This is a genomic window from Nitrospirota bacterium, assembly GCA_040757595.1.
Lineage (GTDB): Bacteria > Nitrospirota > Nitrospiria > Nitrospirales > Nitrospiraceae > JBFLWP01.
Window position 1 is genome coordinate 29,431 of record JBFLWP010000002.1, and the last position, 19,134, is coordinate 48,564.

Below are 19,134 nucleotides of genomic sequence, written 5' to 3' on the forward strand. Positions count from 1 at the left end.
GCCGGGTGGCCCCTGCAGACTTTGCCTAGCCTGATCCGGGCAAGACGACCCTCCTCTCGAACGTCCTGATTTTTCCAACGCTTGGCCCCACCGCCGCCTGGCACACCGTTTGAACCGGAGCCGGGGCCACGATCCCCGCAATTCAACTTAACGAGGGAGCATGACCGTGGAAACCAGCCTTCTGATTCCCGTTTCCGATAGCGGCCTCGGCGGAGAGACCCGGAGCCAGGGCAACGGAGATCCGGCCTCCGACACGACGACCGGAGCCTCGTTCGGTCAGGTTCTCACGAAGATGAACGCGGCGAGCAACGCCGATGGTGAGGAAGCCGACCCCCTGTCCCAATCCCTTCAGCAGGATGAGGATCAGCAGGAACTGGCTCTTGTGCTCGTCCAGGCAGCCCTGGCCGCACAGGTCCTCGCGGTTCCTCTGACCGCCGGCGACTCTCCCCGGCCGACGACGGGGGAGGGGGACCTCGTGCCAGCCGATGGAGCGCCGCACCCTCCCGCCGGCCAAGACGCCGTCGTTGCTCCTTCTCTCCTCGGTTCCCAGGCGGAACCGGCGGCGACCGGGTTGGCTCTCCCTCCGTCGGCTCCCGACGCCCCGGCCGGGTCGGACAAGGGCATCCCGCCTGAAGGCGGCATCCCGCCGGGTGATGGACAGGCGGTGGCCCGGCCGCGCGGGCAGGGTGCGAGGGGGACCGAACAAGTCGCGATCCAGGCCGACGTCCGGCTGGCTGCTGCGGGCAAACAAGGCCAGGCAGGAGGAGAGCAAGCCGGGGCGGCGAGTCCCGATGCGGAACGGGATCAGGCCTGGTTGAACGGGCCGTCCCGCGCCGACGGGTCCGTCCCTCCCCCGGTCCAGCAGGGAGGAGAATCTGCGACACCGAAGCCCGGGAAGGACGCAGCCCGCCCCTCGGACGCGATCGCCCAGGCCGTTGCCGCCCGTTCCACAACGGATGCCGACTCGGATCGTGGAGGGACGAGCCTGACGGCTCAGGACGACGGAGGACAGGGCACGGGCCGGCAGGCCGGCGAGCAGAGGCTGTCCGAACAGGTTCATCAGGCGTCCGCAGGCGGCCTGCGCGAGGGGAAGGACTCGGGCAAGGAGGGGCGCGGGCAGGAAGCGGCCCAGTCGTTCGCCGGAATTGAGCGACAGATCGCGGGCCTCGGACCGAACTCCAACCAGGAGGCGAAATCCACTCCCCCGGTGCCGCCCGCCCATCCCGTTGTTCCGCCTGCCGATGAGCCGGCCTCGCCGCCTGCGTCCCGGTCGGTCAGCCTGGAGGTGCAACCGCCGGAATTGGGCCGGGTCCAGCTTCGCGTGACGGTTGCCGAGCAAACGGTCCACGCCCACGTGACGACCGAGCAGGTGGAGGTCAAGAACTTCCTCGTGGCCAACCAGGCCAGGCTGGAGACGGGGCTGCAGGCCCACGGCATGGACGTCGGTTCGTTCCAGGTGGATGTGGATGCGCACGGCAGACAGCTCGACACCGGCTGGGGAACCGGGTCCGGCCGGGAAGGACAGGCGCTTCCCAGGGGAGAGCAGGGGGCCGGGAGCGGCTCGGACTCGGCGCAGGACCAGCGGACCGACGCCTCCGCCGCCGAGACACGGGAACCCGGGCTGCTGAGTCTCTTCGCATGATGGAGCGGAGCTGACACGAGGGATCGGTATGGCCGACACAACGAGCATCCAGTCAGCCATCTCTTCGGCGGTCAACACGACCGCTTCTTCGTCAACGTCGGCCTCGAAGCAGCTCGGACAGGAGGACTTCCTGAACCTGCTCGTGGCCCAACTCAAGAACCAGAACCCCCTGAAGCCGCTCGAAAACGAAGCGTTCATCGCCCAACTCGCCCAGTTCAGCCAGCTCGAGCAGAGCAGCAAGCTCGTCAAGCTGATGGAGCAGAGCAACAGCGCCCAAGAGGCGGCCATGGAATTCAACCGGGTGGCCTTGATCGGGCGTCAAGTCAAGGTCAACGGAGCCACGATCCCTCTGGGTACGGGACCGGCCTCGGTCAACTATCAGTTGGCCGGCGACGCCGCTTCGGTGAAGGTCAGCATCCTGGACGCCAACGGCCTGGTCGTCAGGACGCTAGAGCTGGGCGCGCAGGGCGCCGGCAATCAGCAAATCACCTGGGACGGGAAGAATCAGAGCGGACAGGCCATGCCTTCCGGCACCTACAGCTTCGCCGTCTCGGCGACCGACAGCCACGGCGCTCAGGTGGGGGCCAGCCCCTTCTCCCTGGTCACCGTGACGGGCGTGCGGATGGACCAGGGTCGTCCCTTGCTCCTGGCGGGGAGCCAGACGGTGGATCCGGCTGACATTCAGGAGATCTATTGATGGGCGGGTTCTCCTCCATCTACACGGGGTTGAGCGGCGTGAGCGCGAACACCGAGTCGCTCTCGGTGATCGGCAACAACATCGCGAACCAGGGCACGGTCGGCTTCAAGTCCAGCCGCACGAGGTTCGCCGACCTGGTCCGTTCCTTCCGCGGGGCCGGCATCGGCGCCGGCGCCGCCCAGGCCGGCTCCGGCGTCGCGATCGAAAGCGTCCAGACCGACTTCGGCCAGGGCCCCGTCGTGCGCTCGTCCAGCGCCATGGACTGGGCGATCGACGGCAACGGCTTCTTCGTCGTGAAGAACTCATCGGGGAACACCTTCTATACCAGGGCCGGCCAGTTCCGGCTGAACGTGGACAAGCAACGGACGCGCATCGTGAACCCGACCGGCGAAGCGCTGCAGGGCTTCCTCGCCGACGAGAGCGGACAAATCGGGAGCGCGGTCGAGGAAATTTCGCTGAGCAACGAGATGGAAGGGAAGGCGACGGCCGCCGTCTCGTTCCTGGCCAACCTGGATTCCTCGAAGGACGCGATCGGCCTCCCGTTCGACGCGGACGACGCCTCGACCTATCACTTCTCGGTCAGCGAAGGGATCTTCAGCGAAGGCGACGACACCGCCCACACGCTGACGGTCTATTTCACCAAGACCGACGTCAACACCTGGGACTTGCACGCGCGGGTGGACGACGGCGCGGCCGTCGCCGGAGCCGCGCCGCTCGTCTTCAACGAGAACGGGGCGCTGGACTCAGGCGGAACGCAGGACTTCACGTTGACCGTACCGGGCTCCCCCGATTCCACCCAGTCCCTGACGATCGACTTCACGGGGACCACCCAGTACGGCCTCCCGTTCGCGTCCCTCTCCCAGTCCCAGGACGGGTATGCGTCCGGTACGTTGGAGACGATCTCGCTGGGGGGCGACGGGATGCTCACCGGGCGGTTCACGAACCAGCGGGAAAAGACGATCGGGCAGGTCGGGCTGGCCGCTTTCGAAGATCCGACGGGCTTGACGCGGTTGAGCTACGAGCTGTTCGCGGAGACGGGAGAGTCGGGCGCCCCGACGGTCCTGAAGCCGGGCGATCCTTGGCAGGAGGGACAGCCGGCCGTCGGACAGATTCAGGCCTACTCGGTGGAACAGTCCAACGTGGACCTGGGGGAGAGCTTCGTCGACCTGATCACGACGCAGTTCGGCATCCAGGCCAGCTCGCGGGCCATCCAATCGTCCGACGATCTCATCCGCGTGACGCTGGACTTGAAACAGTAGCTCCCATCCGTAACCGGCGGTGCGCGGTTCGCGGGGGACACAACGGAGGGAAAGAGACATGGGAATCCTGTCATCCTTGTTCGCGGCAGTCAGCGGTCTGAACGCCACGGGAAACCAGCTCTCGGTGATCGGCAACAACATCGCCAACCAGGGCACGGTCGGCTTCAAGTCCAGCCGCACGACCTTCGCCGACCTGGTCAGCTCCTCGCTGGGCGGCGGCACCGGCACCTTGCAGACCGGGATCGGCGTCGCCCTCACCAGCATCCAGGCCAACTTCACGCAGGGGTCGCTGGTCACCTCCGGCAACGCGCTGGACATGGCGGTGGACGGGAACGGGTTTTTCATCATGACGGATTCGCAGGGGGGCACCTTCTACAGTCGGGCCGGGCAATTCCGGCTCGACTCGCAGAATCGCGTCGTGAACCCGAACGGGCTGTTCCTGCAGGGGTACCAGGCCGACTCCGACGGCCAGATCACCGGTACGATCGACACGATCGCGTTGCCGGCCACGACCGCGTCTCCGAACAAGACGACGTCGGTCACGGTCTCCGTGAACCTGCAGGCCGACGCGACCACGAGCACCTTCTCGCTCAGCGATCCGACCGGCACGTCGAATTTCTCGACCTCGATCACCGCCTACGACTCGCTGGGCAAGAGCCACCTTCTGACCACCTACTTCACGAGGACCGCCGCCAACACCTGGACCTACAACGTGGTCGGCAACTCCAGCGAAGTGACCTCCGGCACGACCTCCGGCACCTACCACACGAGTAACATCAACAGTACGTTGGGAATCGTGAAGCTCATGTCCGGCTCGTTGACCTTCACGACGGCCGGGGCGCTGGATACGGAGAGTGTGGTCACCTATTACGATACGGGCACGGCGGCCGGGACAGCCGGAGCCACCGCCGGGGCCGGCCGGGTCAGTTTCACCGGCGCCACCGCGAACCAGGCCATCACGCTCGATTACGGAACCAGCATCACCACCGACAGCGGCACGACTGGCCTGGACGGGACGACTCAGTTTGGTGCCGCCTCGGCGCTCGTGAACCAGACCCAGGACGGGTACGGGGCCGGCAGTCTCCAGGCTTTCCTCGTGGACTCGGAGGGGACGATCAGCGGCCGCTTCTCCAACGGCCAGATCAGGACTCTGGCCCAGGTGGTCCTGGCCAAGTTCCCGGACCCGGTCGGGCTCGTCCGCTCGGGCAAGAACCTCTACGCCGAGTCGTCCGATTCGGGCCAGCCCTTGCGGGCTGCGCCGGACAGCGCCGGGCTGGGCAAGGTCGCCTCCAACTCGCTCGAGCTGTCCAACGTGGACCTGGGAGAGGAGTTCATCAACATGATCGCGGCCCAGCGCGGGTTCCAGGCGAACTCCCGCATGATCACGACCTCGGACGAGATCCTGCAGGAATTGGTGAATTTGAAGCGGTAGCCTGAATGGGCAAGAGGCGAGGGGCTAGAGGCCAGAGGCCCCTCGTCTCCCGTCCTTTGCCTTTCCCCCTCGCCCCTCGTCTCTCACCTCGTCGTGTCAGGATGCTGACGTCGTCAAGGGACTGGCTCCGCTCGGCCCGTGCTGCTGCGATGCGTCGCGAAACGCGCCGCGTCCGCCCGCCGAAAGGCGGTGAGATTCCAACGATTTCAGAGGCAACACGCGAGGGGAAGCCGGGGCGGGGGTTGGCACATCCGTTGCACAACGTTTGGCGCGATCGGCTACCCACCACAGGAGGGGAGAAACATGGCAGAAGCAGCCGCAGTCGACACCGCCGCCGCGGAAAAAGAGACGAAGAACCCGGCTCCTCCGGCCCCGCGCAGCCTTCCCGTCAAGCTGGTGCTCATGATCGGAGCCGCCGCACTGCTGCTCGGGCTGGGGGGCGCGATCGCGTTCATGAAATTCACGGGAGGCCACGCCGGCGAAGGGGCCCGTCCCGAACAAGCTGCACCGGCCGAATCGCCCGGCGCTGCGGCACCCGGGGAGCGGACGGCACAGGCGGGGCCCCCGGAGAAGGGCGCGCCCGGCACGATGTTCGACATGGATTCCTTCATCGTGAACCTGGCCGACGCCCCGGAAGTCCGCTACCTCAAACTCACCCTGAAGCTCGAGTTGGAGCAGCCGGATGTCGCGGCGGATCTTTCCGCCCGGATGCCCCAGGTGCGTGACGGCATCTTGATTCTGTTGTCGAGCAAGGACTCGTCCGGCCTGCGGACGACGCAGGGCAAGTTCCAGCTGCGGGATGAGATCACCCACCGCGTCAACTCGGCGCTCCCCAAAGCCGGCGTCCGGACCGCGTACTTCACCGAATTCGTCGTGCAGTAGGAAAGGGAAGCGAATCAGCCTTCGGCGTTCAGCGATCGGCCTCCTGGCCGACTGCTAAACGCCGGCCGCTGAGGGCTTTGTCGAAACCATGGCGGAGAAAATTCTCTCACAGGACGAAGTCGACGCGCTGCTTCGCGGCGTGGTCTCCGGGGAGGTGGACACCACACCCAAGGAGGAGCAGCTCTCGGGAGTCAGGGCGTACGACATTCTGAACCAGGAGCGGATCATCCGGGGACGGATGCCGACCCTGGATATGATCAACGACCGGTTCATCCGGCTGATGGCCGTGTCTTGGGGGAACACCCTGCGCAAGCTGATCGACTTCAGCCTGGTCTCCACCCAGATCGTCAAGTTCGGGGAGGTGCTCAAGAAATTTCCCCTTCCGTCCTCTCTGAACATCTTCCACATCGACACGCTCCGCGGGCACGGGCTGTTCGTGATGGACGCCATGCTCGTGTATCTGCTCGTGGACCACTTCTTCGGCGGCAGCGGGCAGACCCACGTCAAGCCCGAGGGCCGGGACTTCACGCTCATCCAGCAGCGGATCATCAAGACCGTCGTGAACCTCGCGTTCACGGACCTCGAGAAGGCCTGGCAGCCGGTGCAGCCGTTCAAGATTTCGCACGTACGGTCGGAAAGCAACCCCCAGTTCGCGATGGTGGTGTCGGTCTCCGAGATCGTGGTGGCGATCCGCTTCCAGGTCCAGATCGAGGAAAACACGAGGGACCTGTTCCTCGTGTACCCCTACTCGATGATCGAGCCGATCAAGGAGAAACTCTATTCGGGATTCATCTCCGACCATCTCGAGCAGGACCTTCCGTGGACCGGACGGTTCAGGGAGCAACTCCAGGAATGCGCCGTCCGTGCGACGATCCTGCTCGGCACCGCCACCGTGCGGGTCCGCGACGTGCTGAACTTCACCCCCGGCGACGTCCTCGTGCTCGACCAGAGCCCCGGCGATACGATGACGGGATTCGTGGAAGGGCAGCCCAAGTTCCAAGGGAACGCCGCGGTGCTCAAGGGGCATCAGGCGCTCCGGGTCACGCGCGTGCTGCGACCGTGACGGCGACGGCCTTCCGCGGTCATCAGGCATTCTGTGCGGAGTAAGGAGGCGTGAACATGGGAAACCTGGAAGCAATCCAACAGAAGGGAGAAGCGCCCCAGGCGGGAACGGTTCCCGAGCCGAAGTCCGCGGCGCCGCCATCTGCGGAAGGAAAGGCCGGAGCGACCGGGAACGGCAACCTGGATCTGGTCCTCGACATCCCGATGCAGGTCTCGGTCCAGTTGGGAACGGCTCGGATGCTGATCCGCGAGCTGCTCCAGCTCGGCCAGGGGTCCGTGATCGAGCTCGAAAAGCTGGCCGGCGAGCCGATGGAAGTGCTGGTCAACAACAAACTGGTGGCGCGCGGCGAAGTCGTCGTCGTCAACGAGAAGTTCGGAATCCGCCTGACCGACGTGGTGAGCCCGTCTGAGCGCATTCAGCAACTCACATGAGCAGGGTGGGGGCGAGGGGCTAGGGGCGATTGGTTCAGGAACGGGAGCCGATGCGTTCCCTCTCGCCTCTTGCCTTTGGCCTTTCTCGCCTTTTGCGTGACGCATGGAGTTCTGGGACAGCTTCATCCGAATGGTTTCGGCCCTGGCCGTGGTGCTGGGGCTCGTGTTGGCGCTGGCCGTGGCCGCCCGCCGGTTCCTTCGCGGGCGGATCGGCTCGCCGGCTGCCACCCCGCTCGTGCAGGTGTTGGGCAGCGGGTACCTGGGCGCGCGCAAGAGCATCGTCCTCGTGTCGGTGGCGGGGGAGTTGCTCGTCGTCGGTTCGACTGCGGACACGCTGGTTCCGCTGGGGCGGATCAGCGACCCGGAGCGGGTTCGACGCGACTTGATCGGCGGCGGGGCCGGTCGGCCGGAGACGGGGACGCCCGCCGAGGTGCTGCCGTGAAGCGCATCACGCGTGACGCGTCACGCGTCGCCCTCGTGGCCTGTTGCCTGCTGTCTCTCGCTTGGGCCGGGCCGGCTTGGGCCGACGGCCCGACCGTGACAATCGACTTGGGCGGCGGAAGCGGCAAGGGGCAGACCTCCGTGGTCATCCAGATTCTGGCCCTGCTGACGGCGCTCTCCCTCGCCCCGGCCTTCTTCATCATGGTGACTTCATTCACCCGGATCGTGATCGTGCTCTCGTTTCTGCGCCAGGCGCTCGGGACCCAGCAGGTGCCCCCGAACCAGATCCTCATCAGCCTGGCCCTGTTCCTCACCGTGTTCGTCATGACGCCGGTCTGGCAGAAGGTCTACCAGGACGCGCTGCAGCCGCTCGTGGCCGAACAGATCACGAACGAAGAAGCCTTCACGCGGGGCATGGCCCCGGTGCGAACCTTCATGCTCCAGCAGGTCCGGGAGAAGGACCTGGAGCTGTTCGTGGATCTGGCGAAGCTGCCCAAGCCGGCCTCGGCCGACGAGCTGCCCACGCACGTGCTCATCCCGTCGTTCATCCTGAGCGAGCTGCGGATCGCGTTCCAGATCGGCTTCCTGATCTATATTCCGTTCCTGATCGTGGACATGGTCGTGGCCAGCGTCCTGATGTCCATGGGCATGATGTTGCTGCCGCCGGTGGTGATCTCGCTGCCGTTCAAGCTGATCCTGTTCGTGCTGGCGGACGGCTGGTACCTGGTGGTCGGGTCGATGGTCAGAAGCTTTCATTAGCCTGGGTTGAAACGCCGTTCCTCGGTCGCTTCACGCTTCACGAGATACGCTTCACGCGGTGTGGAGGAATGTATGACTCCCGATGTCGTGGTGGAAATCGGCCGGCGCGCGATCGAGACCATGCTGCTGGTCTCGGCGCCCATCCTTGGGCTGAGCCTGGCCGTCGGGCTGCTGGTCAGCGTCTTTCAGGCCATGACCCAGATCAACGAGGCCACCCTGTCGTTCGCGCCGAAGATCCTGGCGGTCTTCGTGGCGGCGCTCCTGTTCTTTCCGTGGATGCTGGGCGTGCTCGTGACGTTCATGACCGGGATCATCCAGAGCATCCCGGATTACGCCAGATGAACATGGGCGCGAGATGCGCGGCACGAGGCAAGTGGCCCCTTACCCCGTGCCCCGCGCCTCGTGGCTGGAGCGAAGCGACATGACCAACGTCGTTCATCTTTCGCTTCCACAGTTCCAGAATCTGATCGTGATCCTCGTGAGGGTCGCGGGCATCCTGGCGGTGACGCCGATCCTGGGCAGCCGCTCCGTGCCCGTTCATGTCAAGACCGGCTTGGTCCTGGTCCTGAGCTTCGTGTTGCTGCCCTTCGTCCAGGTTGCCGGCCTGCCAGGCGACCCGCTGCTGCTCGGAGCCGGCCTGTCCGCCGAATTCCTGGTCGGCCTGGTGCTGGGCCTGGGCGTGCGCGCGGTCTTCGTGGGCATCGAGGTGGCGGGGGAGGTGATGGGGCACCAGATGGGGCTGGGGGTCGTCCAGCTCTTCGACCCCACGACGTCCCAGCAGATTCCGCTGGTCGGCCACTTCCAAACCCTGGTGGCGTCCCTGGTGTTCCTCTCGCTCAACGCCCATTTCATCGTCGTGGACGCAATCGCCCACAGCTTCGAGGTGGTCGCGCCCTTCAGCGCCCGCCTGTCCGACGCGATCGTGCAGGACGTCGTCCGAATCTCCCAGGGCATGTTCACGGTCGCGCTGAAGCTGGCGGCGCCGATCATGGTCACGATGCTGCTGATCAACCTGGCCATGGCGGCCCTCGGCCGGACGGTTCCCCAGTTGCACGTGTTCATCTTGAGCTTCCCGCTGACGATCGCCGCCGGCTTGTTGGTCATCGGGGCCGCGCTTCCCTTCACGGTCGGGCTCTATGAAGCCGAGTTCGTCGGCCTCGGCGAGACGGTGTACGGGTTGATGAGGATGCTGGGACATGGCTGAGCGGGACGACACCAGGACCGAGCAAGCGACAGCCAAGCGGAAGGCGGAGAGCCGGAAGAAGGGGCAGGTTCCCGTCAGCCGCGAAGTGCCCACCGCCGCCGTGCTCCTCGGCGGCATCGGCCTGTTGTGGCTCCTCTCGGGCCCGGCCGCCGCCGGGCTCCTCGACGTGATGCGCCGATGGCTGAGCCTGGCCACGGAGCAGGGCGGACGACAGTCCGTCACGGCCGACCTCTTCCAGGACCTGCTGCTCACGTTCGCGGTGGACACCTTGAGCCTGTCGCTCCCCTTCATCGCGTGCGTCACGGCGATCGGGGCCGCGTCCTACGTCGCCCAGACCGGCTTCCTGTGGAACAGCGAGGGGCTGCAGATGGATCCCGGCCGTCTCAATCCGGTCGCCGGGCTGGGGCGGTTCTTTTCCCTGCGCGCGGTCGTCGAGCTGCTCAAATCCATCCTCAAGATCTCGGTCATCGCCTGGGCCGGGTTTGCGGCGGTGCAGGACGACCTCCCGGGGCTGCCCGGCCTGGTGCAGTACGACCTGTGGGGCGCGCTGAGCGTCACGGTCTGGCTCGCGTTCAAGGTGGCGCTGGCCATCGCGCTGACCGTCGCCGTTCTGTCAGCCGCGGACTACGCCTACCAGCGGTTCGAATGGGAGCGCAGCCTGCGGATGAGCAAGCAGGAAATCAAGCAGGAACAGCGGGAGACCGAGGGAGACCCGCTCTTGCGGGCGCGCGTGCGCAGCCTCCAGCGCGAGATGGCGCGCAACCGGATGATGGCCGCCGTGCCCAAGGCCGACGTCGTGATTACGAACCCGACGCACCTGGCGGTCGCCCTGCGCTACGACCAGGCCTCGATGGCGGCGCCGGTGGTCGTAGCCAAGGGTGCGGGCTACGTCGCTCAGCGGATCAAGGACGTGGCGAACGAGCACGGCGTCACGGTGATCGAGAACCAGCTCGTGGCCAGGAGCCTCTACAAGCTCGTCGAGATCGGGCAGGAGATCCCGTCGGACCTCTATCGGGCCGTGGCCGAGATCCTGGCGCTCGTGTACCGGGCCAAGGGCCGAGGCATTGTCGGATAAGGCGCGGGGCTAGGGGCTCGAGGCTAGAGGCAAGCGGAGGCATGAGGGTGTCCGGAACGGTCGTGCATGGACAAAAGGCCGAACCCCTCGCCTCGTACCCCGGGCCTCTTGCCTGCGCAAAGGAGTTGCGATGAGCGCGAACCAGCAGACGATGCCCGGACTAAACCTGGTGAGGCATCCCGACGTGATCATGTCGATCGCGGTCGTGGGGATCCTCGTGATCATGCTGTTGCCGTTGCCGCGGTTCGCCCTCGACCTTCTGCTCTCCTTCAACATCACGCTGGCCATCGTCGTGCTGCTGGTGGGGATGCAGGTGCGGAAACCGCTGGAGTTCTCGGTCTTTCCTTCCGTCCTCCTGATGGTCACGCTGTTCCGGCTCTCGCTCAACATCGCCTCCACGCGCCTCATCCTCCTGCACGGCAACGAGGGGCCCGGCGCGGCCGGCGAGGTCATCCGCGCCTTCGGCAACTTCGTGATGGGGGGCAACTACACGGTCGGCTTGGTCGTGTTCTGCATCCTCGTGGTCATCAATTTCGTGGTCATCACGAAGGGAGCCGGCCGGGTCGCGGAAGTGGCCGCGCGATTCACCCTGGACGCGATGCCGGGCAAGCAGATGAGCATTGACGCCGACCTCAACGCCGGCCTCATCAACGAGACCGAGGCCCGCCGTCGCCGCCGCGAGATCGCCGAGGAGGCGGATTTCTACGGCGCGATGGACGGGGCCAGCAAGTTCGTGCGGGGGGATGCGATCGCCGCCGTCATCATCATCCTGGTGAACATCATCGGCGGCCTCACGATCGGAGTCCTGCAGCAGGGCATGAGCCTGGCCGCCGCGGCCCAGAACTACACGCTCCTCACCGTCGGGGAGGGCCTGGTGGCCCAGGTGCCGGCCCTGATCGTGTCCACCGCCGCGGGCATCGTCGTGACGCGGGCCGCCTCGGAGTCGGCCCTGGGCCAGGAAATCGCGCGGCAGGTGCTGGTCTCTCCGAAGGTCTTCGCGACCGCCTCGGTGATCCTGGTGGGGCTGGGAATGGTCCCGGGGCTTCCGCACGTGGCCTTCCTGCTGCTCGGATCGCTGGTCGGGTGGCTGGCCTACGAGCTCTACAGACAGGAGCGGGAGCGGGCCGTGGTGCCGGCGCCGGCCGCCCCGGCCAAAGGGGCGGAGCCGGTCCCCCAGGTCGCGCCGCTGGATTTGATGGAAGTCCAGGTCGGGTACGGGCTGATCGGGCTGGTGGATGGTGAGCAGGGCGGGCTCCTGCTCGAGCGGATCAAAGGGATCCGCCGGCAAACCGCCTCGGACATGGGCTTTCTGGTTCCGCCGATCCACATCCGGGACAACCTGCAGCTCCGGCCCAACGAGTACGCCATCCTGCTGAAGGGGGTGGAGTTGGTCCGCGGGGAGGTCCTGCCGGGCCACGTACTGGCCATTGATCCCGGCTCGGCCCACAAGGAGGCGGTGCGGGGCATCCCCACGAAGGAGCCGGCGTTCGGCTTGCCCGCGCTCTGGGTGCCAGAATCCGGGCGGGAGCAGGCCCAGATGGCCGGCTTCACGGTCGTGGACGGCAGCTCCGTGATCGCGACGCACCTTTCGGAAGTGATCAAACGGCACGCCCACGAGCTGATCGGCCGGCAGGAGGTCCAGGCCCTGCTGGACGAATTGGCCAAGACGCATCCGAAGCTGGTCGAGGAACTGATCCCCAACCTCCTGTCGCTGGGCGCGATCGTGCGCATCCTCGGGAACCTCCTGCGGGAACGGGTGCCGATCCGGGACCTGCGGACGATCCTGGAAGCCATCGCCGACCACGCCGGAGTGACCAAGGATCCGGAGGTGTTGACCGAGGCCGCGCGACAGGCGGTGGGGCGGGCCATCACGAGGCAGTATCTGGTCGTGGACGGGACGCTGCCGGTCATTACCCTGGACCCCAGGCTGGACCGGCGGTTGGCGGACCAGGCGGCTGCAGGAGGGCAAGGAGGGCTCTGGTCGCTGGAGCCGGGCTTGTCGCAGAAGCTGCTCGGCCTGCTCAAGCAGGCGGCCGAACGGGTCGCCACGAAGGGGCAGCAGCCGGTCATCCTCTGCTCGCCCGGCCTCCGCCGACACCTGCGCCGCGTGACCGAGCGGATTCTGCCGTCGGTGCCGGTTCTGGCCCTCAACGAGATCGACGGAGTCGCCAAGATCAAGGCGGTCGAAACCGTGAAGGTGGGCGAGGAAGCCGCATGAGAGAAGACGTGAGACGCGAGGCTTGGTGAAGAGTGATCGGTGATGGGTGAAGGGTGATGGCAAGCTGACCACGTCCGATGCCCACCGATCATCGATCGAACGACGCTTCACGAGCGACGAACGACGCAACGGGGGAGCCATGAAGATCAAGACCTTCCAGGCGCTGACGATGCACGAGGCGCTCAAAGCGATCAAGGACGAGCTGGGACCGGACGCGGTCATCCTCTCCAGCAAGCAGATCCGGAAGGGAGGCGGGATGTTCGGCCTCTTCGGCCAGCCGATGGTCGAGGTCTCCGCTGCAGTGGACCTCGCCCCCGGCTCCCCCTCACTCCGCCGGGGGTCCGCGGCTCAAGGGCACCCTGCGCATGCGCGGGAGCGATGGGTTCCGACGACTGGCGCGCAACGGGTGGCGGGAGCACGGGACGGATGGCGCCCCCCCTCCCCTGGCAGACAGCCGGCGGGCGGCGGGCGGGGGGCTTTTTCGGCCCCTCGCGACGCGGGCGCGAGGGGGACGGCGTCTCGCCTCACGGCCAAGGAGAAAGGCTTCGGCGAGACCCTTGAGGACTCGATCGCCCGGAGCCTGACGACCGAGCGGCCGGATCGGGGCTCTTCTGAGCGGGCCGCCGCCCAGGAAGGCCGGCTTCAGGACTGGGGGGAACTGCGCGAGGAGCTGCGCGGTCTGCGTCGGCTCGTCGAATCCTCGCTCCTTGGCGGGAAACGGGAGAGCGCTCCGGCGGCGTCGTGGCAGGAGGGGCTGCCCCCGCTGCTGGCCGCCCGCTATCGGGACCTGGTTCGCACGGGACTCGAGCCGGAGACGGCCCGGCGGTACGTGGAAGACGTGGCGCAGCGCCGGCCGGCCTTCGAGTCGGAGGCCGCCCTGCAGCAGGCTCTGGCCCGGTCGCTCGCCCGGGATGTGAAGGCCGGCGGTCCGCTTCTCGGTCTGGGCGAGTGGAAGAAGACGGTCATCTTTACCGGACCCACCGGGGTCGGCAAGACCACCACGATCGCGAAGCTGGCCGCCCATTACAAGCTGAAGGAAAAGCGCAGCGTGGCGCTGATCACGCTGGACACCTACCGCGTGGCGGCGGTGGAGCAACTGCGCATGTACGCCAACGTCATCGGGATTCCGCTGGACGTGGCGCTCACGAAACGGGAGGCGCTGGACTGCATCGGCCGGAGGAGGAAGTCGGAGTTGATCCTGATCGACACGGCCGGCCGCAGTCCGATGGACGAAACGGGCATGGAGGAGCTGCGGCAGCTCGTGAGCCTGGACCATCCGCTGGAGACGCATCTCGTGCTCTCGGCCACCACGCGCGAGCAGGATCTCAAGGAAGGGGTGGCGCGTTTCGCCGGCATCCCGATCACGCACCTGCTGTTCACCAAGCTGGACGAGACGACGGGCTACGGGGGGCTGTTCGAGCTGATGCGGAAGACCGGCCTCCCCCTGTCCTACTTCAGCACCGGCCAAGCCGTGCCGGAAGATTTGGAGGTCGCCCGACCGGACCGGCTGGCGGACCTGTTGCTGGGCGGATTGCTTCGCGGACGATCGAAAACCGCGCTGAACACGGAGGGGTGACGGCGGCCATCACGATGAACATCCAGAGATGAGCATCCAGAAAGGAGAGACGGTGGAGGATCAAACGACGACATTGCGGAGGATGACGGGCGGGCTCCAGGCGACGCTCCCGGCCGGCGCGGTTCAGGTCATGGCCGTGACCAGCGGAAAGGGGGGGGTCGGGAAGACGAACGTCGTGGCCAACCTGGCGATCGCCCTCGCGCGCGAGGGCAGGCGGGTGCTGGTCGTGGACGCGGATCTCGGGCTCGCGAACCTGGACGTGCTCCTGGGGCTCGTCCCCACGTACACGTTGGAGCACGTACTGACCGGCGAGAAGCGCCTGGGCGACATTCTCCTGCCGGGACCGGGCGGGATCACCATCCTGCCGGCCAGCTCCGGCGTGCAGGACCTCACGGCCCTCACCTGCGACCAGCAACTGTTGCTCCAGGACGAATTCGACTCGTTGCCCCTGGAGATTGACACGCTGCTGATCGACACCGGCGCCGGCATCTCCTCCAACGTCCTCTACTTCGCGGTCGCGGCGCAGGAGATCCTGGTCGTGGCGTCCCCGGAGCCCACCTCGATCACCGACGCCTACGCGCTGATGAAGGTCCTTTCGATCCGGTTCAGCGAACGGCGCTTCCGCCTCCTCGTCAACATGGCTCGGAGCCCGCAGGAGGGGATCGAGGTGTACCGGAAGATCGGCCTGGTCGCCGACCGGTACCTCAACATCTCGATCGACTATGTCGGCACGATTCCCCTGGACGACTACGTGCCGATGGCGGTCCGGCAGCAGCGCGCGGTGACGGACTTGTATCCCAAGGCCCCGGCCAGTTGCGAGTTCCGCCGCCTGGCCGGCGCGGTGATGCGATGGAGCGCGTCGGATGCGCCCAAGGGCTCGGTGCAGTTCTTCTGGCAGCGCCTGATCGCGCAAGGATGACGGAGGGGGCACATTATGGGACCGATGGTTGACGCGAAAGGAAGCAAGGCCGGGGCGTTGAACGAGGCTGAACGGGAGCGGGTCATCCGTGAGTTCACCCCGGTGATCAAGGCGATGGCCCATCGCCTGGCGTTCCGGCTTCCGGCCCACCTGGATGCGGAAGATCTCGTGTCCGTCGGCGTGATCGGGTTGATGGACGCCATGAACAAGTATGACCCGACGAGGGAGGCCAAGTTCAAGACCTATGCGGAGTTCCGGATCCGCGGAGCGATGCTCGACGAGATCCGCTCGATGGACTGGATTCCCCGGTCCGTGCACGAGCGCATCGCCCTGCTCCAGAGGACCCAAACCGAGCTGATGAGGAAATATGGACGTCCGCCCACCGACGAGGAGGTGGCCGCCGCCCTGAAGATGTCGCTGGAGGAACTGGACGATTTTCTGGCCCGGTCGCAGGGCGCCGTGCTGCTCAGCATCCAGGACCTCGGAGCCCAGGAGCTGGACGGACACGTGATCCTTCGGGTCCTGATCGACGAGCAGAACCCGGACCCCCTGTCCGCAGCGGTCTCGGAGAACGTGCGCGAAATTCTGGGCAAGGCGATCCAGGAGCTGCCGGAAAAGGAGCGGTTGGTCCTGACGCTCTATTACTATGAGGAGTTGACCATGAAAGAGATCGGCTCCATCCTGAAGGTCACGGAGTCGCGGGTCTGCCAAATCCATGCCAAGGCAATCCTCCGCCTCAAGGCCAAGCTCAAGTCCATCTTGTGACTGTGCCGCCGGTCTGCTGCCGTCGAGGAGGGCGCTGCCCCGCTCTCCCCCGGCTGTCACTTCCTGTCCCCCGTTGCTTCGCGTTCCTCTCTATTGGCGCGTCCGGTTGACAGCCGCCGCGCTCACCGCTTCAGAAGTCTCCGTTTCGTGCCGACAAGGTGGCTGGCATATGCCGCCCGTCCGGTTCCTTCCCGTGGGACTCGGGGCGGCGGCGTGCGCCGGCACGATCGGGGTCCCAAGGTTCGTCCAGAAAGCGGGCAAATTTGGTGAGCGGAATCGGGCGAGCGGTCCGGTCGGCGATTTGCAATCGCCTCGTGCGGATTGTTGGCGGCGGCCGGAGGGTTTCGGATCGTTCGTCTCTGCCCAAGGAGCCGACGCCGGTGCTCCCAATGCAACAGACCAGACAGCCGCCCGAATGGTACGGGATGGCCTTGCCCGCCACGTTCATCCTGTGGTTCCTCGTCTCGCTGGGACTCGGCTCGTTCGCCCTCCTGTCCTTGCGGTCCACCCTCATCCACGAGCGGGGCGCCGAGGTGGCGGAAAAGGCCGCCGAGGTGGCCGATCGGCTCGACCGCATCCTGTACGAGCGGTACGCGGACATCAGGATGCTGGCCGACCTGCCCGTGCTCCGAACCGGCGATGAGGCGGCCCGGTCGGGCGTCTTGCGTCGCTATCAGAGCGTCTCCGGCTACTACGCCCTGCTCGGGGTTGCCGACGCGACCGGGCGAGTGGTCGCCGCAACCGATCCACAGGCGCGCGGGCTCGACGTGAGCCGGGAGGACTGGTTTCTCGGAGTCGCCCAGACCGGACGTGTCCACCTGGGGACGGCGCGGGTGCTGCCGAGCCAGGCGGATTGGCGCGAAGCCGTCGTCTTCTCCGCCCCCGTCCGCGACGACCGCGGGGCGATGCAGGGCGCGGTGGTCAGTCTGATCCCGTTCGATCGCCTGCGAAGCGTGATCGAGGAGAGTCGGCTGCCCGGGGGGGAGGACGGATCTCCTCCCTACGAATGGCTCCTGGTCGATCCGCAGGGGTTCGTGATCAGCGGCATGGAAGAAACGGGGCGGAGAGGGAGCCTGCTCGAGTCGCGGACTCCGTCGGTGATGCAGGCCGCCGTTGCCGAGCCCGGAGCCAGGGGCTTCGTCGAAGAGGAAGATGGGCCGCGCCGCGTCCCGGTGCTGACCGGGTTCGCGCGCATGCCCGGCTACCGGAGCTTTCTGGGGTTCGACTGGATCGTGCTGGTCCGGGCCGACCGGGACCGGATCTATGAGCCGATCAATCGGCTGGTGAGGACGGTTGGCTGGGTGGGCCTCCTGTTGGCGATCCCTCTGATGGGGTTCGGCCTGTGGGCCTCGCGGCGACTGGCCCGGGACGTTGCCGAGCGTCGGCTGGCCGAGCAGCGCCTCGACGACCTGGCCTACTACGATCCGCTCACGGGGCTGCCGAACCGCCGGCTGTTCCTGGATCTGCTCAATCAGGCCCTCGCGCGGGCCCGCCGTACGGACCGGCTGGTCGCGCTCATGTTCCTGGACCTGGACCGGTTCAAGCTGATCAACGATTCGCTGGGGCACGCGATCGGGGACCTGCTGCTGAAGGCGGTTGCGTCACGGTTGACCGCATCGGTCAGGACCAGCGACACCGTAGCCCGGCTGGGCGGGGACGAGTTCACGGTGATTCTGGAAGATCTGACCTCGTCCGAGGACGCGGGACGCATCGCCCAGAAGATCCTCGACGCCGTGGCCATCCCCGTGCTCCTGGAGGGCCACGAGATCTTCATATCGGCCAGCGTGGGCATCGCCCTGTACCCGACCGATGACCGGGAGCGGGACAGCCTGATCAAGAGCGCCGACACGGCGATGTACACGGCCAAGAAGGACGGCGGGACCTTCCAGTTCTATTCGGCGGACATGAACGTCAAGGCGGTGGAACGGTTGACCCTGGAGACCGGTCTGCGTCACGCCCTGAAGCGCGGTGAATTCGTCCTCTTCTACCAGCCCCTGGTGGATTTCCACGAAGGGCGGATGGTCGGGGTGGAAGCGCTGGTGCGCTGGCGCCATCCGGAGCGCGGGCTGCTCTTGCCGAACACGTTCGTCCCGCTGGCGGAAGAGACCGGCCTCATCGTGCCCATCGGCGAGTGGGTGCTGCGAACCGCCTGCGTGCAGACCAGGGCCTGGCAGGAGGGCGGGTTTCCGCTCCTGCGGGTCGCCGTGAACCTCTCGCGCCGCCAGTTCCAACAGAAGAACCTGATCCAGGTCATCCAGCAGGTGCTGAACGAGACGGGCCTCGCCCCCCACTGCCTGGAGCTCGAGCTGACCGAAAGCCTGCTGATCGAGGACTCGGAGGAAACCATCAGCGCGCTTCGGGCGCTGCACGGCATGGGCATCAGGCTGTCCATCGACGATTTCGGCGCGGAGTATTCCTCCTTGGGGTATCTCAAGCGGCTCCCGATCAGCACGCTCAAGATCGACCGGTCCTTCGTGCGGGACATCGCCACGAATCCGGACGACGCCTCGATCACGCAGGCCATCATCACGCTCGCTCACTGTCTCAACCTGAACGTGATTGCCGAGGGGGTGGAGACCGAAGGGCAGGTGGAGTTCCTGCGGGCGCATCGGTGCAACGAGATGCAAGGGTACTACTTCAGCCAACCGCTGACGGCCGGCAAGATGACCGCGTTGATCGCGGACCGCGGGCGCCTCAACGGCTCGGACCAGGAGACCCCGACCCTCGTCACGACCTGACGAACGAACGGATTCCTGCCTGCGGGGCTTCGC

Annotated in this window: 17 protein-coding genes; all 17 read left to right on the top strand. The window is 66.5% G+C overall.

Annotated features, from left to right (window positions below):
- Positions 1–166: 166 nt before the first annotated feature.
- The 17 genes from AB1411_01985 to AB1411_02065 all read left to right on the top strand — a co-directional run bounded on the left by AB1411_01985 (position 167) and on the right by AB1411_02065 (position 19,101).
- A complete protein-coding gene (locus tag AB1411_01985; GenBank protein MEW6542359.1) occupies positions 167–1,642 on the top strand; it encodes a flagellar hook-length control protein FliK in 1,476 nt (491 codons plus the stop codon).
- 28 nt (positions 1,643–1,670) lie between these two features.
- The gene (locus AB1411_01990; protein MEW6542360.1) at positions 1,671–2,339 is read left to right on the top strand and encodes a FlgD immunoglobulin-like domain containing protein; all 669 of its coding nucleotides are present in this window, start codon (positions 1,671–1,673) and stop codon (positions 2,337–2,339) included.
- Complete coding sequence (locus tag AB1411_01995) at positions 2,339–3,598, top strand: flagellar hook protein FlgE (GenBank protein MEW6542361.1); 1,260 nt, start codon at positions 2,339–2,341, stop codon at positions 3,596–3,598. Before AB1411_01990 ends, AB1411_01995 begins: the two co-directional genes overlap by 1 nt.
- Positions 3,599–3,656: 58 nt before the next feature.
- A complete protein-coding gene (locus AB1411_02000; GenBank protein ID MEW6542362.1) occupies positions 3,657–5,030 on the top strand; it encodes a flagellar hook protein FlgE in 1,374 nt (457 codons plus the stop codon).
- Between the two features lie 303 nt (positions 5,031–5,333).
- Positions 5,334–5,912, top strand: a complete 579-nt coding sequence (locus tag AB1411_02005) for a flagellar basal body-associated FliL family protein (GenBank protein MEW6542363.1) — start codon at positions 5,334–5,336, stop codon at positions 5,910–5,912.
- Between the two features lie 88 nt (positions 5,913–6,000).
- The gene (fliM, locus tag AB1411_02010; GenBank protein MEW6542364.1) at positions 6,001–6,975 is read left to right on the top strand and encodes a flagellar motor switch protein FliM; all 975 of its coding nucleotides are present in this window, start codon (positions 6,001–6,003) and stop codon (positions 6,973–6,975) included.
- 56 nt (positions 6,976–7,031) lie between these two features.
- Positions 7,032–7,406, top strand: coding sequence for a flagellar motor switch protein FliN (fliN, locus tag AB1411_02015; protein ID MEW6542365.1), 375 nt, complete (start codon positions 7,032–7,034; stop codon positions 7,404–7,406).
- A gap of 103 nt (positions 7,407–7,509) precedes the next feature.
- Complete coding sequence (locus AB1411_02020) at positions 7,510–7,848, top strand: flagellar biosynthetic protein FliO (GenBank protein MEW6542366.1); 339 nt, start codon at positions 7,510–7,512, stop codon at positions 7,846–7,848.
- Positions 7,849–7,883: 35 nt separating this feature from the next.
- Positions 7,884–8,606 carry a flagellar type III secretion system pore protein FliP gene (fliP, locus tag AB1411_02025; GenBank protein MEW6542367.1) on the top strand — a complete coding sequence of 241 codons (723 nt, stop codon included), beginning with the start codon at positions 7,884–7,886 and terminating at the stop codon, positions 8,604–8,606.
- A gap of 72 nt (positions 8,607–8,678) precedes the next feature.
- Positions 8,679–8,948 (top strand): flagellar biosynthesis protein FliQ, encoded by a 270-nt coding sequence (gene fliQ / locus AB1411_02030; protein MEW6542368.1) that lies wholly within the window; start codon positions 8,679–8,681, stop codon positions 8,946–8,948.
- Between the two features lie 79 nt (positions 8,949–9,027).
- Positions 9,028–9,810, top strand: coding sequence for a flagellar biosynthetic protein FliR (gene fliR, locus AB1411_02035; GenBank protein ID MEW6542369.1), 783 nt, complete (start codon positions 9,028–9,030; stop codon positions 9,808–9,810).
- Positions 9,803–10,885 (top strand): flagellar biosynthesis protein FlhB, encoded by a 1,083-nt coding sequence (gene flhB / locus AB1411_02040; protein ID MEW6542370.1) that lies wholly within the window; start codon positions 9,803–9,805, stop codon positions 10,883–10,885. Before fliR ends, flhB begins: the two co-directional genes overlap by 8 nt.
- A gap of 130 nt (positions 10,886–11,015) precedes the next feature.
- A complete protein-coding gene (gene flhA / locus AB1411_02045; GenBank protein ID MEW6542371.1) occupies positions 11,016–13,103 on the top strand; it encodes a flagellar biosynthesis protein FlhA in 2,088 nt (695 codons plus the stop codon).
- 139 nt (positions 13,104–13,242) lie between these two features.
- Positions 13,243–14,679, top strand: a complete 1,437-nt coding sequence (gene flhF, locus AB1411_02050; protein MEW6542372.1) for a flagellar biosynthesis protein FlhF — start codon at positions 13,243–13,245, stop codon at positions 14,677–14,679.
- Between the two features lie 28 nt (positions 14,680–14,707).
- Positions 14,708–15,598 (top strand): MinD/ParA family protein, encoded by an 891-nt coding sequence (locus AB1411_02055; GenBank protein ID MEW6542373.1) that lies wholly within the window; start codon positions 14,708–14,710, stop codon positions 15,596–15,598.
- Positions 15,599–15,622: 24 nt separating this feature from the next.
- On the top strand, positions 15,623–16,363 hold the full coding sequence (locus tag AB1411_02060; protein MEW6542374.1) for a FliA/WhiG family RNA polymerase sigma factor: 741 nt from the start codon (positions 15,623–15,625) through the stop codon (positions 16,361–16,363).
- A gap of 389 nt (positions 16,364–16,752) precedes the next feature.
- Positions 16,753–19,101 carry an EAL domain-containing protein gene (locus tag AB1411_02065; protein ID MEW6542375.1) on the top strand — a complete coding sequence of 783 codons (2,349 nt, stop codon included), beginning with the start codon at positions 16,753–16,755 and terminating at the stop codon, positions 19,099–19,101.
- The last annotated feature ends 33 nt before the right edge of the window (positions 19,102–19,134 follow it).